We start from the raw sequence: 14,181 nt of genomic DNA on the forward strand, positions 1-14,181 counted from the left end.
GGAGACACGAAGGATACGGAATTCGCATGAGCTGGACCGACGAACGGATCGCGACGCTGAAAAAGATGTGGGAAGGCGGCTCGACCGCCAGCCAGATCGCCGACGAACTGGGCGGCGTCAGCCGTAACGCAGTCATCGGCAAGGCTCACAGGCTCGGCCTGAAATCGCGCCCATCGCCGGTGAAGGCCGCCGAAAAGAAGAAGGCTGCGCCCAAGCCCAAGCCGGCTCCCAAGCCCGCGGCCAAGAAGGCGGCACCTCGCCCCGTGCCCAAGCCCGCGCCTGCTCCGGCAGCAGCAGAGACCAAGCCGGCACCGAAGGCAGACGCCGCCATTCCTTCGCAGCCGCTGCCCAACAAGACCGCCGACCTGCCCAAGATCGTCTCGATCGGACCGGGCGGTTTCCAGCGCCAGGGTCCCGGCGACCAGCAGGCACCGATCCCCCCGGCACCGCCGCGCCGCCTCGTGCCGGCAAAGCCCAGCCCCGAGATCGCGGACAAGACCAGCCTGCTCGACCTTTCGGACAAGGTCTGCCGCTGGCCGATGGGCCACCCCGGCGAACCCGATTTCCATTTCTGCGGTGAGTCCGTGAACCCCGGCTTCCCCTATTGCGTCGAACATTGCGGCAGGGCGTATCAGGCACAGCTCCCGCGTGGTGCGCGCCGTCCCCCTCCGCCCCTGCCGTTCGGCGGTCCTCGCGTACGCTGACCTTAGCGCAGGCAACGAAAAACCAGAGGCCCTCGGGAAACTCCCGGGGGCCTTTGTTTTTGCCTGTGCGGGACGCACGTTTACTTTTCCCGAGCCAGGCCTTAACTCGCGCAACCACCTGAAATAGGTCGAGATTGGACGAAATCTTTTCCCGTTGGTTACCAATTCGGTTGACCAAGCTGTCATGCCTTGCGGCGATAAGAGAGGCTGCTGAAATGCCCTCAAGGCGAACAGCAAAGTGAGAGAGAGCTGGAGACTGTCATGGACTTGGAGAGCGTCACCTTCGGCGCATTTTTGGGGATTGCAGGCATCTTCGGTCTTACGGCCGCAGCGATCTACCCGCTCGTCCGCCGCAGCTACCTGCTCTGGGGTATGGCGCGGGCGATCTTCTTCACCTGCATGGTCATCGCACTCTTCCCGATCGAACTCTCCAATGGGGAACCCGTCGCCGGCATCCATTTGTCGCTCGCGGAAGGTGCTCTTGCACTTGGCGTAGCCATGACCGGCCCGTTCCTTGCCAACTATGTCGAGCCGCACATCGACCTTGGGCGGGCACGGCGCCTGCTCTACTGGATGCTTCCCCTCGGCCTGTTCGCCGCCGCGGCGAGCGCAATCGGCCCGGCAGTGCCGCTCTACGACCAATTACACGACCTTGCCCTTCTGGCCTGCACTGTCCTGCTGGCCATCGGCCTTTATACTGCCATCAAGGCCGGTAGCAGGGCTGCACGCTTCCAGTTGATCGGCTGGGCGCCCCTGATCCTGATCGGCCTGATCGCTTTCAGCTATGAGCTGGTGACACAGGGCGACCTGCCCTACTGGCCATACCTCCTGCTGGCGGGCCTGGTGATCGATTTCGTGGTCTCGGCGACAGGTATCGTCGACGGTTTCGTCATCATCCAGAAGGAACGCGATCGCGCGATGGCGGACATGAAGGCTGCAGAGCTCATGACCGTGACCGATCCGCTGACCGAAATCGCCAATCGTCGCGGGCTCGACCAGCATTTTGCAGACGCGGACCGGTCACGCCTCTCGGGCCTTGCACTGATCGACTGCGACCATTTCAAGCGGATCAACGACCGGTTCGGTCACGAGACCGGCGACAGGGTCCTTGTCGGCATCGCGCAGGGCCTGAAGCTCGACAACACCTTCGTCGCGCGGCTGGGCGGGGAAGAATTCGTCGTCCTGATCTACGGGGACGATTGGCAGGAACGGGCCGAACAGGCGCGTCGCTGCATAACCCTTGCGGTGCGGGCCTATGTGCCGGACCTGCCCTATCCCGTCACCGCGAGCGCGGGCCTTACCTCGATCAGCGAGACCGATACGCTGACGGGCGCAATGAAGCGCGCAGACAAGGCGCTCTATGCCGCCAAGGAAAGCGGGCGCAATCGCAGCCTTTCGCTCACCGAGTTCCGCCCGCCTTCGGAGATCAGCGAAGTCGCCTGATCTTCAGGGCTTGCGTGCGAACCAGATCGTGTGGCGCGGCCCCTTGTTGTTGGGCCGCGCGCGAACGATGCGCTCTTCGACATCGAAACCCGCTTCCTTGAGGCGGATACGGAAGCGGTGGTCGGGCGCGGCCGACCATACGGCCAGGACCCCGCCCGAATTCAGGGCGTCGCGCGCCTTGCCAAGTCCCGTGCGCGAATAGAGCCTTTCGTTGCCATCACGCACGATGCCGTCCGGGCCATTGTCGACATCGAGCAGGATTGCGTCCCATTTCGCGCAGGTGCCATCGTTCGCATCGTCGATCAGTGCCGCGACATCGCACAAAACGACATTGCCGCGCGGATCGTTCAGCGTATCGCCGGTGAGGTGTGCCAGCGGCCCCTCCGCCCATTCGAGGATTTCGGGGACCACTTCGGCAACCACGATGTCGGCCTTCACGCCGCCCTTCTCCAAGGCCTTGCGGAAAGTGAAACCCATCCCATAGCCGCCGATGAGGACGCGCGGTGCAGAGGTGCGTAATTCGGCCAGCGTCAGCTCGGCCAGCTGCTCCTCGCTAAACTGCATGCGCGTGCCCATCAGCTCGTTGCGACCGAGCATGATGATGAAATCGCGGCCGTGGCTGACCAGTGTCAGCGTTTCGCCTCCGGGTATCTGGGCGGTGGCAATTTCTTCGCGCGGGAGCATGGACGGCTTTCTCGGTTGGCGTTGTTCGGAGCTGGAGCCCCGATAGCGCGCCCTGCCCCCGCGTGAAAGTCAGGCGGTGACTTCGAGCACCATATTGGTAGCGGTTTCCGCAGACCGTTTGACGTTGCCGAAGCCCGCCTCGCCCAAAACTTCGGTTAGCCGCGCCTGGCCTGCCTGCGCGCCGAGTCCAAGCCCAACTTCCTGCGCGAGGCTCGCCGGAGTGCACATGAGCGTAGAGCCCGCGTAGAATATCTGGCCCAGCGGATGCATGTTCTCCGCCATGCTGTCACCAGCCATCGGTTCGACCAGCATCAGCGTGCCATCGTCCTTCAGCGTCTTGCGGATATGGGAGGCCGCGCCGACCGGATCGCCCATGTCGTGCAGCGCGTCGAAGATACACGCGAAGTCATAGCCTTCACCCGCATAGTCCTGCGCCCGCGCAACATCGAACCTGACATTGTCGACGCCTGCATCCTTCGCTTTCTGACGAGCGACCTCGATCGAAGGTTCGTGGAAGTCGATCCCGTAGACCGTGCTGTTGGGGTAGGACTTGGCCATGAGGATGCTTGAAGATCCATGCCCGCAGCCGATATCGACAATACTGGCGCCGTCCTTGAGCTTCTGCTCTACGCCCTGGAGCGCCGGAATCCACTCAGCCACAAGGTTTGCCTCGTAGCCGGGGCGGAAGAAACGGTCGATCCCGCTGAAGCAGCACGGCAGATGCTGGTCCCAGCCACGGCCTTCGCCCGATTTGAAGGTTTCGGCAGCCTTCTCATGCGCGGCATATTGGGCGACGACCAATTCGATGAAGCCCTGCATACACGCAGGCTGTCCTTCGCGGCCCATGATAAGCGCCTGCTCAGGCGTCACTTCGAAAGTCTCGTCTTGCGCGTGGAAGGTAATGTACCCGGCAGCACAAACCGAGCCGAGCCACTGGTGGAGGTATTTCGGATTTAGGCCGGTGAGTTCGGCCGCCTTTTCGAGACTGACGCGACCCTGGCCGTCGAGTTTGTCGAAAACCCCGGCTTTGTCGCCAAGGAATGCCATGAACAGGCTCATCGCACCTGCCACGTCGCCGATGACTTTTCCGGCGAGTTCTTCAACTTTGTTCATGTCGATCTGCTGGACCATTTTCGCTCTCCAATGCTCTGGACAAGCGACCCCTTGCGATCCGTTCTTGGTTTATTTGGCGCACGCTTTCTTGCAGCGAATCGCCAGTGTGCCACATATATAACACACTTCGTCCGGATTACAAAAAAGGGGCCGCAGGCGAACCCGCGGCCCCTCTTCGATTTTCAGTCCGGAGGACTTAGTCCTTCAGGAAGTCAGGCACGTGGGCTTCACCGCCCCCGTCCTTGTTGCCGCCACCGTCACGGTCGCGACCGCCGCCACGCGGGCCACGGCCACCGCCACGACGGTCGCCACCACGTCCACCGCCGCCACGCGGGCCACGGTCACCGCGCGGTTCGCGCGGCGGGCGGGTGTCTTCCAGCTCTTCGCCGGTTTCCTGGTCGACCACGCGCATCGACAGGCGAACCTTGCCGCGCTGGTCGATCTCGAGGACCTTGACCTTCACTTCCTGGCCTTCCGACACGACGTCGGTCGGCTTTTCGACGCGCTCGTTCTTCATTTCGCTGACGTGGACGAGACCGTCCTTGCCGCCCATGAAGTTCACGAATGCACCGAAGTCGACGATGTTGACGACCTTGCCGGTGTAGATCTTGCCGACTTCCGCCTCTTCGACGATGCCTTCGATCCACTTCTTCGCGGCTTCGATTTCATCGGCGTTCGACGAGCTGATCTTGATCACGCCTTCGTCGTCGATGTCGACCTTGGCACCGGTTTCGGCAACGATCTCGCGGATCACCTTGCCGCCCGTACCGATGACGTCGCGGATCTTCGACTTGTCGATCTGCATGGTCTCGATGCGCGGAGCGTGCTTGGAAACGCCCGTACGTGCCGAGCCAAGCGCCTTGGCCATCTCGCCGAGAATGTGCTGGCGACCGGCTTTCGCCTGTTCCAGCGCCTTGGCCATGATTTCCTGCGTGATGCCGGCAACCTTGATGTCCATCTGCATGGTGGTGATACCGCTTTCCGAACCGGCAACCTTGAAGTCCATGTCGCCGAGGTGATCTTCGTCACCCAGGATGTCCGACAGGACCGCAAATTCGTCGCCTTCGAGGATCAGGCCCATGGCGATGCCGGAAACCGGACGTTCGATCGGAACGCCTGCATCCATCATCGAAAGACAGCCGCCGCACACGGTCGCCATCGAGCTCGAGCCGTTGGACTCGGTGATGTCCGACAGGACGCGGATGGTGTAGGGGAAGTCTTCATGGTCGGGCAGCACGGGGTGCAGGGCGCGCCATGCGAGCTTGCCGTGACCCGTTTCGCGGCGACCGGTGAAACCGAAGCGGCCAACTTCGCCGACCGAATAGGGCGGGAAGTTATAGTGCAGCATGAAGTGATTGTACGACAGGCCTTCGAGGCCGTCGATCATCTGCTCTGCATCCTTGGTGCCCAGCGTGGTGGTGCAGATCGCCTGCGTTTCACCGCGGGTGAACAGCGCCGAACCATGCGTACGCGGAAGCAGGCCGACCATGGCTTCGATCGGGCGAACCTGGTCGAGTTTGCGGCCGTCGATGCGGGTGCCGTCCTTGATGATGGCGCCGCGAACGATTTCCGCTTCGAGCTTCTTTACCGCCTTGCTGGCGACGAGCTGCGTCTGCGCTTCTTCGTCTGCGAAGGCTTCCTTGCCCTTGGCACGTGCTGCGTTGAGCGCGTCCGAGCGGGCCGACTTGTCGGTCAGCTTGTAGGCAGCGGCGATATCGTCGCCGATGATGCCGCGAAGCTTTTCCTTGATCGCCGAAGTGTCGTCCGAGGTATCCATTTCCCACGGATCCTTGGCGGCCTGTTCAGCGAGATCGATGATCGCACCGATGACCTTGCGGCTTTCCTCATGCGCGAACATGACGGCGCCGAGCATTTCCTCTTCGGTCAGTTCCTTGGCTTCGGATTCGACCATCATCACCGCGTCCTGCGTGGCGGCGACGACGAGGTCGAGGCGACCTTCTTCGTCGAGCGCGGTCGCGAGGCTCGGGTTCAGTTCGAATTCGCCATTGCGGAAGCCGACGCGTGCAGCGCCGATCGGGCCCATGAAGGGCACGCCCGAGATCGTGAGAGCCGCAGACGCGGCAATCATCGCGACGATATCGGGTTCGGTCTCACCGTCGAACGAGAGAACCTGGCAGATGACGTTGATTTCGTTGTAGAAGCCTTCGGGGAAGAGCGGACGCACGGGGCGGTCGATCAGGCGCGAAGTCAGCGTTTCCTTCTCCGTGGCGCGGCCTTCGCGCTTGAAGAAGCCACCAGGGATACGGCCCGCGGCGGAGAATTTTTCCTGGTAGTGAACGGTCAGCGGGAAGAAGTCCTGGCCTTCCTTGACGCTCTTGGCGGCGGTCACGGCGCACAGCACCACGGTTTCGCCATAGGTGGCCAGAACGGCGCCGTCAGCCTGACGGGCGATCTGACCGGTTTCGAGAGTGAGGGTTTTTCCGCCCCATTCAATCGATACGGTTTTCTTGTCGAACATGTATTTTCCTTGATGACCCGCACGGCCTCATTGCGGTGCGGGGCCTACAGTGCCGGGTGTACCGTCCCGGTCCGGTTCGGGGCATTCCATCAGCCCCCTTGATACTCCCGCGCCGGATTGCGCGAGGTGCCAAATAGCAAGAGGGGCGACCGTTTGGCCGCCCCTCCGAGAAACTCTTACTTACGAAGACCCAGCTTCGCGATCAGGGCGTTGTAACGCTCGACATCTTTCTTCTTGAGATAGGCGAGCAGGTTACGGCGCTTGTTGACCATCATGAGGAGACCACGACGCGAGTGGTTGTCCTTGTGATTGGCCTTGAAGTGATCGGTGAGGTTGCGAATACGCTCGGTCAGGATCGCGACCTGGACTTCCGGCGAACCGGTGTCGCCCTTGCCCTGTGCGTGGTCCTTCATGATTTCAGCTTTACGCTCGGTGGTAACCGACATTCATTCTACTCCGCGACATCCGGTAGGTTGAAACCCCTGACGACCTTGGCCGTCCCACCTTCGAGTTCCATCAATGCCACCGGGGTATTTCCCAGCTTGGCCAGATGAAGCCCATCGGTTTGGGGCAGGTCCGACAATACCCGGCCCTGGCGGACCGCCTGCGCGCTGTCGGGTTCGAGGTTTAGGACCGGGATGTCGTCCAGTCCGGCCTCTAGCGGCAGGAGAAGGTTTTCGATGGCCGCGCCCTTAGCGATTTCCTCGCACTTGTCCAGCGAAATCGCCTGACTTTTGAGGAAGGGACCGGCCTTGATGCGCCTGAGATAGGTAACGTGGCCGACACTTCCAAGCGCGCGTGCGATATCTCGTGCAAGCGAGCGGATGTATGTGCCTTTGGATACATGGGCGACAAGGGTTGCGCTGCCCTCCTCCGCCTTCTCGATTTCGAGCGAGTGAATGGTCGTGGCGCGCAGTTTCATTTCGACCTGCTCGCCCGCGCGGGCACGATCGTAAGCGCGCTTGCCGTCGATCTTTATCGCGGAGTAGGCAGGTGGCGCCTGCTGTATGGGCCCGGTGAATTGCGGCAGGACGGCGTCCAGCTGATCGCGGGTCGGCAGGTGGTCCGACCGCTCGACGATCTCGCCCTCGGTATCGAGCGTGTCGGTTTCCTCACCGAACTTGATCGTGAAGGCGTAGATCTTGCTCGCATCGAGCATGCGTCCGGCAAGCTTGGTCGCCTCGCCGAGTGCGATCGGCAGGACCCCCTCGGCCAGCGGGTCCAGCGTTCCACCATGACCCACTTTGGTCTTCTTGTAGCCACCCTGCCGCAGCACGCGCTTGACCATACCGACCGCCTGCGTCGAGCCCAGCCCGCGCGGCTTGTCGAGCAGCAGCCAGCCCTGCGGCGCAGGTTTGGTCCGCTCGGTCATGCAATCAGCCGCGAGACGGCTTCGGATACGCCATAGAACTGCTCCACGACCCACGTGACCGGGCCGAAGAAAATGCGCTCTACCCAGCGCGCATCGGGAAAGGCCCATGTCGCTGCAATCAGCACCAGGATGAGCAGCATCCCCATCGCCTGCAGCTTTTGCCAATGCTTCGCCCAGCTGCGTGGGAGCAATCCGCCCACGATATGCGAGCCGTCGAAGGGCGGAATCGGGAGCATGTTGAAGAGGGCGAGGAAGGTGTTGATGAGGATGAAGAAGCCGAAGGAATTCATCATCCACTCGGGTATCGTGCCGCCCCAGTTGATAGTGAAGCCGGCGATGATGCCGAATACAACCGCCGCGATCAGCGCGAGCAGGATATTCGTCCCCGGCCCCGCCGCGGCAACCGCCATCATGCCATAGCGCGGGTTGTCGAGCCTGTGGGCATTGACCGGCACAGGCTTGGCCCAACCGAAAATCGGCCCGCCGAACAGTGCCAGCGCGCCGGGCACCAGCAGCGTGCCGACGGGGTCGACATGCTTGATCGGATTGAGCGTCAGGCGCCCCATGTCGCGCGCGGTCGTATCGCCGAGCGCGAGAGCAACCCAGCCATGCGCGACCTCATGGAAAACGATGGCGATGATGAGGCATGGCACGAGTATCAGTGCCAGCGTGAGAGTGTCGAACATGGCTGCTATGTAGGGTGGGCATTGCCCCGGCGCATCCCCTAACCCTCCAGCGCCTCGCAGAAATGCCTGCGGCACATGGCGACATAGCGGTCGTTGCCGCCGATTTCGGTCTGTGCGCCCTCGCTTACCGCCTTGCCGTTGGCATCGACGCGCAAGTTCATCGTCGCCTTGCGGCCGCAGTCGCACACGGCCTTCATCTCTACCAGCGCATCGGCAATGCCCAGCAGCGCGGCAGAGCCGGGGAAAAGCTCGCCCTGGAAATCGGTCCGAAGGCCATAACACAGGACAGGGATGCCCGCCTTGTCGGCAAGACGGGCCAGTTGCCAGACCTGCTCCTGGGTGAGGAACTGCGCTTCGTCCACCAGAACGCAGGCCAGTTCGCTCTCTGCATGCTCAGCCAGCACATGCGCCTCGATATCGGTATCCTGCTCATAGCGGTGCGCATCGCTGGCAAGACCGATGCGGCTCGAGATCGCCCCGAAGCCGGGCCGATCGTCAAGCGCCGCCGTCCAGAGCGAGACCTTCATCCCGCGCTCGCCATAGTTGAAGGCGGTCTGCAAGAGCGTCGAACTCTTCCCCGCATTCATGCTGGCGTAGTAGAAATATAGCTTGGCCATGGGCAAGACCTAGCCTGTGCCGCAGGGCCTGTTAAGGAGACTGTCAGACAGGATTGGGGATGACGCCCCGACCAAAGCAATACGAAAAGACAGGGACGATCCATGGCAGAGGCAAGCACGGCACCTGACGCGCAGACCGGGATTCTTGGTTGGGTAGAGCGGACGGGTAACAAGCTGCCCGATCCCGTCTTCATTTTCTTCTACCTGATCATCGCACTGGTAATCGTTTCGGTCATCGCTGCCATGACCGGCGTTTCCGCGTTTCATCCCACCGCGCTGGACGAAAGCACCGGCGCTGCGCTGCGCATCGATGCGGTAAGCCTGCTATCTCCGGAAAATATCCAGCGCCTCTGGGTAGAGATGCCCAAGACCTTCACTCACTTCCACCCGCTGGGTTACGTGCTGGTCGTGATGCTGGGTGCCGGTGTCGCGGAACGCTCCGGCTTCTTTGCAGCCGGCATGTCCAAGGCCGTGAAGAGCGCGCCGACCGCCCTGCTGACCCCTGTCGTCGCACTCGTCGCCATGATCGGCAATCATGCAGCCGACGCAGGTTACGTGGTGCTCATCCCGCTCGCAGGCATCCTGTTCGCCGCTGCCGGGCGCCATCCGCTTGCCGGTATCGCGGCCGCATTCGCCGGCGTATCGGGCGGTTTTTCGGCCAATATCTCGCCCGGCCAGCTCGACGCGCTGCTCTTCGGCATTACCGAGGAAGCCGTTGGCGCCAGTGCGCTCGATCCGAGCTGGACCGCGAACATTGCCGGTAACTGGTATTTCATCGCGGCGATGACGTTCCTCTACCTGCCGATTATCTGGTACGTGACCGACAAGGTCATCGAGCCGCGCCTCGGTGCATGGACAGGCGGCGCGACAGCCGGCATCGAAGCCGGTGACACGCCTGCCGATCCTGGTGCCACTGACGAAGCGCTCGCCTCCAAGGGCCTGCGCCATGCAGGTCTTGCCGCGCTGTTCGTTGTCGGCCTGTGGACGCTGATGGTCTTTGCGCCCGGCACCCCGCTGATCGACGAAGCGGCCTGCGACGCGGTGCCGGCTGCCGACTGCTCGATCCACGCACAGCTGCGTCCGCTCTACCAGTCGCTGGTGGCCGCTTTCTTCCTGCTCTTCCTGCTGACCGGCTGGGCCTATGGCCGCGCCACCGGCACGATCAAGAACCACCGCGACCTCGTGAACATGATGGCCGAGAGCATGAAGGACATGGGCTATTACCTCGTCCTCGCCTTCGCCGCTGCGCACTTCGTGGCAATGTTCGGCTGGTCCAACCTCGGGCTCATCACCGCCGTCCATGGCGCTGCAGGGATCGAGAGCACGGGCCTGCCTCTGCCGCTGGTGCTCGGACTGATGGTCATCTTTACAGGTCTGTTGAACCTTTTCGTGGGTTCGGCCTCGGCAAAGTGGGCATTGCTTGCCCCGATCCTTGTGCCGATGCTCATGCTGCTCGGCATCAGCCCCGAAGGTGCGACTGCCGCCTATCGTGTCGGTGACAGCGCGACGAACATCATTACGCCGCTGATGGTCTACTTCCCACTGATCCTGGTCTTCGCGCAACGCTGGGTGAAAGACTTCGGCCTCGGCAGCCTGACCGCGATGATGCTGCCCTACTCGGTATGGCTGCTCGTCTCGGGCGTCCTGCTGATCGTGGGCTGGTTCTACCTCGGCATCCCGCTGGGACCGGACGCACCTGTGGCCTACACCCTGCCGGGCGGCGCGGGCTAAGCGTTACTCTTCGTCGTCGAGGTCGCGTATGACCTTGGGATCGGAGAGCAGCTGTTCGATCCGGCCTGCCTCGTCGAAACTTTCGTCGGGCTGGAAGGCAAGCTTGGGCGCGAACTTCAGGCCCAGGCGCTTGGCAACTTCCTTCTGGAAGAAAGCGGTATTCGTCCGTAGCGCCTTGAGCACTGCCGCCTCGTCCTGGCCCAGCAGGGGCTTCACATAGGCTTTCGCATTGCGAAGGTCGGGCGTCATGCGAACCTCGGTCACGGAGATATTCGACGCGCGCAGGACATCGTCATGCGCTTCGCCACGCGCGAGAAGTTCGGACAGGATGTGCCGGACCCGCTCGCCGACCTTGAGGACACGAACGGATTGCTGTTCGGGGGTCGAATGCTGGTGCTTGGCCATCAGTCTTTTCCTGTCGGTCGTGGTGTTGGTATCGCCGTACTGGTCGAACGCGCGAGCATGTTACCCGCCTCGTCGAACAATTCTCCCTCGAGGAAGATCACCCGCTTCCCGCGCCGGATCACACGGCCCTTGCCCACCAGTGGTCCGGCCATGACCGGACGGAGCAAGGTCATTGAAATTTCGAGATTGAGCGGCGCTTCGGCGTGGTCGGTTGCCCAGACATGCGCCCAGCCCATCACCTCGTCGAGAAAGCCTGCGACAAGACCGCCCTGCACGCTGCCGCGCGGGGTGATGAAGCTGGCAGGAGCGTTGAAGCGGAGCGTGATTTCCTCACGCTCCGCATCGAAACTGTCGAATTCGACACCCATCAGGTCCGCGTGCGCGGCGCCCAATGCGTGCTTGGTCGGATCACCGCTCACAGCGTGCGTTCACGCTCCTCGACCTCGAACACCTCGAGCTGGTCGCCCGGCTGGATGTCGTTGGTGTCGGCAAGGACCACACCGCATTCGAGGCCCGCGCGGACTTCGTCCACATCGTCCTTGAAGCGGCGCAGCGAGGCGATGGTCGTGGCCGAGACGATGACGTCTTCGCGCGTGAGACGGGCGTGGAGGCCCTTGCGGATGACGCCTTCCTCGACCAGCAGGCCGGCGGCCTTGTCCTTCTTGCCCGAACGGAACACTTCCTTGACCGCGGCACGACCGACGACGTTCTCGATCCGCTCCGGACCCAGTTCCCCTGCCATCTCCTTCGCGATTTCCTCGGTCAGGTGGTAGATGACGTCGTAATACTTCATCTCCACGCCGTCGCGCTTCACCAGTTCGCGTGCCTTGGCATTCGGGCGAACGTTGAAGCCGATGATCGGCGCGTTCGAAGCCGAAGCCAGCGAAACGTCGCTTTCGGTGATGGCGCCAACGCCTGCATGCAGGACGCGGACCTTGATCTCGTCGTTCGAGAGATTGTGGAGCGCGGTCGTGATCGCCTCGACCGAGCCCTGCACGTCGGCCTTCACCAGCACGGGGAACTCGATGACATTGGCCGCGAGGTTGTTGAACATCGTGTCGAAGCTGGTCGGCGCGAGCGCAGTACGCTTCTCGGTCGCCTTTTCCTGACGATATTCAGCCACTTCACGGGCGCGCTGTTCGTTCTCGACCACAGTGAGCACGTCACCAGCACTGGGCACACCGCCGAGGCCAAGGACCTCGACCGGCATCGAAGGACCAGCCTTCTTGATCTGCTTGCCCTGGTCGTTGACGATCGCGCGGACACGGCCGCTTTCGGTACCGACGACGAAGGTGTTGCCACGTTCCAGCGTACCGCGCGTGACGAGCACGGTAGCCACCGGGCCACGGCCCTTGTCGAGCTGCGCCTCGATGACGGTCGCCTCGGCCATGCGGTCGGGGTTCGCCTTGAGTTCGAGCAGTTCGGCCTGCAGCGCGATCTTCTCGAGCAGTTCGTCCAGACCGGTCTTCGCCTTGGCGGAGATTTCGACGTCCTGCACATCGCCCGACATCGATTCCACGATCACTTCATGTTCGAGCAGGCGCGTACGGATATTGTCCGGATTGGCCTCGGGCTTGTCCATCTTGTTGATCGCGACGATCATCGGAACGCCCGCAGCCTTGGTGTGATTGATGGCCTCGATCGTCTGCGGCATGATGCCGTCATCCGCCGCAACCACCAGCACCACGATATCGGTGATGTTGGCACCGCGCTGGCGCATCTGCGTGAAGGCGGCGTGGCCCGGCGTATCGAGGAAGGTGATGGCATCGCCACCCTTCGTTTTCACCTGGTAGCTGCCGATATGCTGGGTGATGCCGCCAGCTTCGCCCTTCACCACATTGGCACCGCGAAGTGCGTCCAGCAGCGAGGTCTTGCCGTGGTCGACATGGCCCATGATGGTGACGACCGGCGGACGCGACTTGAGCGTCTCTTCCGGATCGACGTCCTCTTCGGCCTGGATGTCGACATCGGCTTCCGAGACCTTCTGGATGTTGTGACCGAACTGTTCGACGAGCAGTTCGGCGGTATCCTGGTCGATCGTCTGGTTGACGGTGACCATCATGTCGAGATTGAAGAGTTCCTTCACGAGGTCGGCACCCTTCTCGCCCATACGCTTGGCGAGTTCGCCAACGGTGATCGCCTCGGGGACGATAACGTCGCGGACCTGCTTTTCGCGCGGCTTGCTCGAGCCACCACCCTGCAGGCGGCGCTCCTTCTCACGCGCACGCTTGAGCGCGGCGAGGCTGCGTGCACGGCGGCCTTCGTCCTCGTTGAGAGCCTTCTTGACCGAAAGCTTGCCCGAACGGCGCTTGTCCGGGGTTTCCGTGCCGCGAGCGGGCTTGTCGTCCTTCTTCTTGCGTTCCGGCTTCTTGATTTCCGGACGCTTGACCGGCGTGAACTTGCGCGCGGCAGGCGAGGGCGTGGCCTTTTCGGCCGGAGCTTCCTCTGCAGGAGCTTCCTCGACGGCTTCGGCCTTCTTCGGCTTCTTGGCTTCTTCCTCGGCCTTCTTGGCAGCTTCGGCTTCGGCCTTCTTGTTATCTTCCGCGCGCTTCTTCTCGTCCGCGGCAGCCTTCTTGGCGCTTTCCTCGTCACGCTTGCGCGCTTCTTCGGCCAGCCTCAGGCGCTCTTCCTCGGCCTCGCGCTGGAGGCGCGCAACGCGTTCCTGCGGGGTTTCCGCATCGGCAGCAGGCTTCTTGGGCGCAGGCTTCTTGGCTGCGGGCGCAGGTGCCGGTGCCGGAGCAGCCTTGGGTTCGGGCGCAGGCGGCGGGGGAGGCGGCGGCGCCTCGCCCGGCTTCACGAGCTTGCGGCGGCGCTTCACCTCGACCTCGACCTTGTTGGTGCGGCCGTGGCTGAAGGTCTGCTTGACCTCACCCGACTGCGCGCCTTTCAGGGAAAGCGGTTTGCGGGCAGGTTTCTTGTCGTCGTCGCTCATTCTAGCTCGTTTCTC

General features: G+C 62.7%; 13 protein-coding genes. 3 read left to right on the plus strand and 10 right to left on the minus strand.

What is annotated here, in order from left to right; all coding sequences use genetic code 11:
- Nucleotides 1–26: 26 nt before the first annotated feature.
- A complete protein-coding gene (locus tag K3136_RS05020; RefSeq protein WP_221431795.1) occupies nt 27–704 on the plus strand; it encodes a GcrA family cell cycle regulator in 678 nt (225 codons plus the stop codon).
- A gap of 261 nt (nt 705–965) precedes the next feature.
- Entirely contained in the window at nt 966–2,147 is a 1,182-nt protein-coding gene (locus K3136_RS05025; RefSeq protein WP_221431796.1) for a GGDEF domain-containing protein, read from the plus strand.
- A 3-nt stretch (nt 2,148–2,150) separates the two neighbouring features.
- Here K3136_RS05025 and K3136_RS05030 read toward each other — a convergent pair whose 3' ends face one another.
- The 7 genes from K3136_RS05030 to K3136_RS05060 form a co-directional block, all read right to left on the minus strand.
- Nucleotides 2,151–2,831, minus strand: a complete 681-nt coding sequence (locus K3136_RS05030; RefSeq protein ID WP_221431797.1) for a spermidine synthase family protein — start codon at nt 2,829–2,831, stop codon at nt 2,151–2,153.
- Nucleotides 2,832–2,900: 69 nt separating this feature from the next.
- A complete protein-coding gene (locus K3136_RS05035; protein WP_247711438.1) occupies nt 2,901–3,944 on the minus strand; it encodes a class I SAM-dependent methyltransferase in 1,044 nt (347 codons plus the stop codon).
- A gap of 196 nt (nt 3,945–4,140) precedes the next feature.
- On the minus strand, nt 4,141–6,423 hold the full coding sequence (gene pnp / locus K3136_RS05040; RefSeq protein WP_221431799.1) for a polyribonucleotide nucleotidyltransferase: 2,283 nt from the start codon (nt 6,421–6,423) through the stop codon (nt 4,141–4,143).
- Nucleotides 6,424–6,599: 176 nt separating this feature from the next.
- The gene (rpsO, locus tag K3136_RS05045; protein ID WP_221431800.1) at nt 6,600–6,869 is read right to left on the minus strand and encodes a 30S ribosomal protein S15; all 270 of its coding nucleotides are present in this window, start codon (nt 6,867–6,869) and stop codon (nt 6,600–6,602) included.
- A 5-nt stretch (nt 6,870–6,874) separates the two neighbouring features.
- Nucleotides 6,875–7,795, minus strand: coding sequence for a tRNA pseudouridine(55) synthase TruB (truB, locus tag K3136_RS05050; protein ID WP_221431801.1), 921 nt, complete (start codon nt 7,793–7,795; stop codon nt 6,875–6,877).
- A complete protein-coding gene (locus K3136_RS05055; protein ID WP_221431802.1) occupies nt 7,792–8,481 on the minus strand; it encodes a site-2 protease family protein in 690 nt (229 codons plus the stop codon). The genes truB and K3136_RS05055 overlap by 4 nt, the downstream gene beginning before the upstream one ends.
- A 38-nt stretch (nt 8,482–8,519) precedes the next feature.
- Entirely contained in the window at nt 8,520–9,098 is a 579-nt protein-coding gene (locus K3136_RS05060) for a thymidine kinase (protein WP_221431803.1), read from the minus strand.
- A gap of 102 nt (nt 9,099–9,200) precedes the next feature.
- On the opposite strand from K3136_RS05060, the gene K3136_RS05065 reads away from it, so the two are divergent.
- Nucleotides 9,201–10,829 (plus strand): AbgT family transporter, encoded by a 1,629-nt coding sequence (locus K3136_RS05065; protein WP_221431804.1) that lies wholly within the window; start codon nt 9,201–9,203, stop codon nt 10,827–10,829.
- Between the two features lie 3 nt (nt 10,830–10,832).
- Here K3136_RS05065 and rbfA read toward each other — a convergent pair whose 3' ends face one another.
- From rbfA to infB, 3 genes are read right to left on the minus strand one after another with little or no spacing between them, the layout of a single operon-like run.
- Entirely contained in the window at nt 10,833–11,234 is a 402-nt protein-coding gene (gene rbfA / locus K3136_RS05070) for a 30S ribosome-binding factor RbfA (protein WP_221431805.1), read from the minus strand.
- A complete protein-coding gene (locus tag K3136_RS05075) occupies nt 11,234–11,653 on the minus strand; it encodes a PaaI family thioesterase (protein ID WP_345725180.1) in 420 nt (139 codons plus the stop codon). The genes rbfA and K3136_RS05075 overlap by 1 nt, the downstream gene beginning before the upstream one ends.
- Nucleotides 11,650–14,166, minus strand: a complete 2,517-nt coding sequence (infB, locus tag K3136_RS05080) for a translation initiation factor IF-2 (protein WP_221431806.1) — start codon at nt 14,164–14,166, stop codon at nt 11,650–11,652. The genes K3136_RS05075 and infB overlap by 4 nt, the downstream gene beginning before the upstream one ends.
- Between the last annotated feature and the right edge of the window lie 15 nt (nt 14,167–14,181).

The organism is Qipengyuania gelatinilytica, from assembly GCF_019711315.1.
Taxonomy (GTDB): domain Bacteria; phylum Pseudomonadota; class Alphaproteobacteria; order Sphingomonadales; family Sphingomonadaceae; genus Qipengyuania; species Qipengyuania gelatinilytica.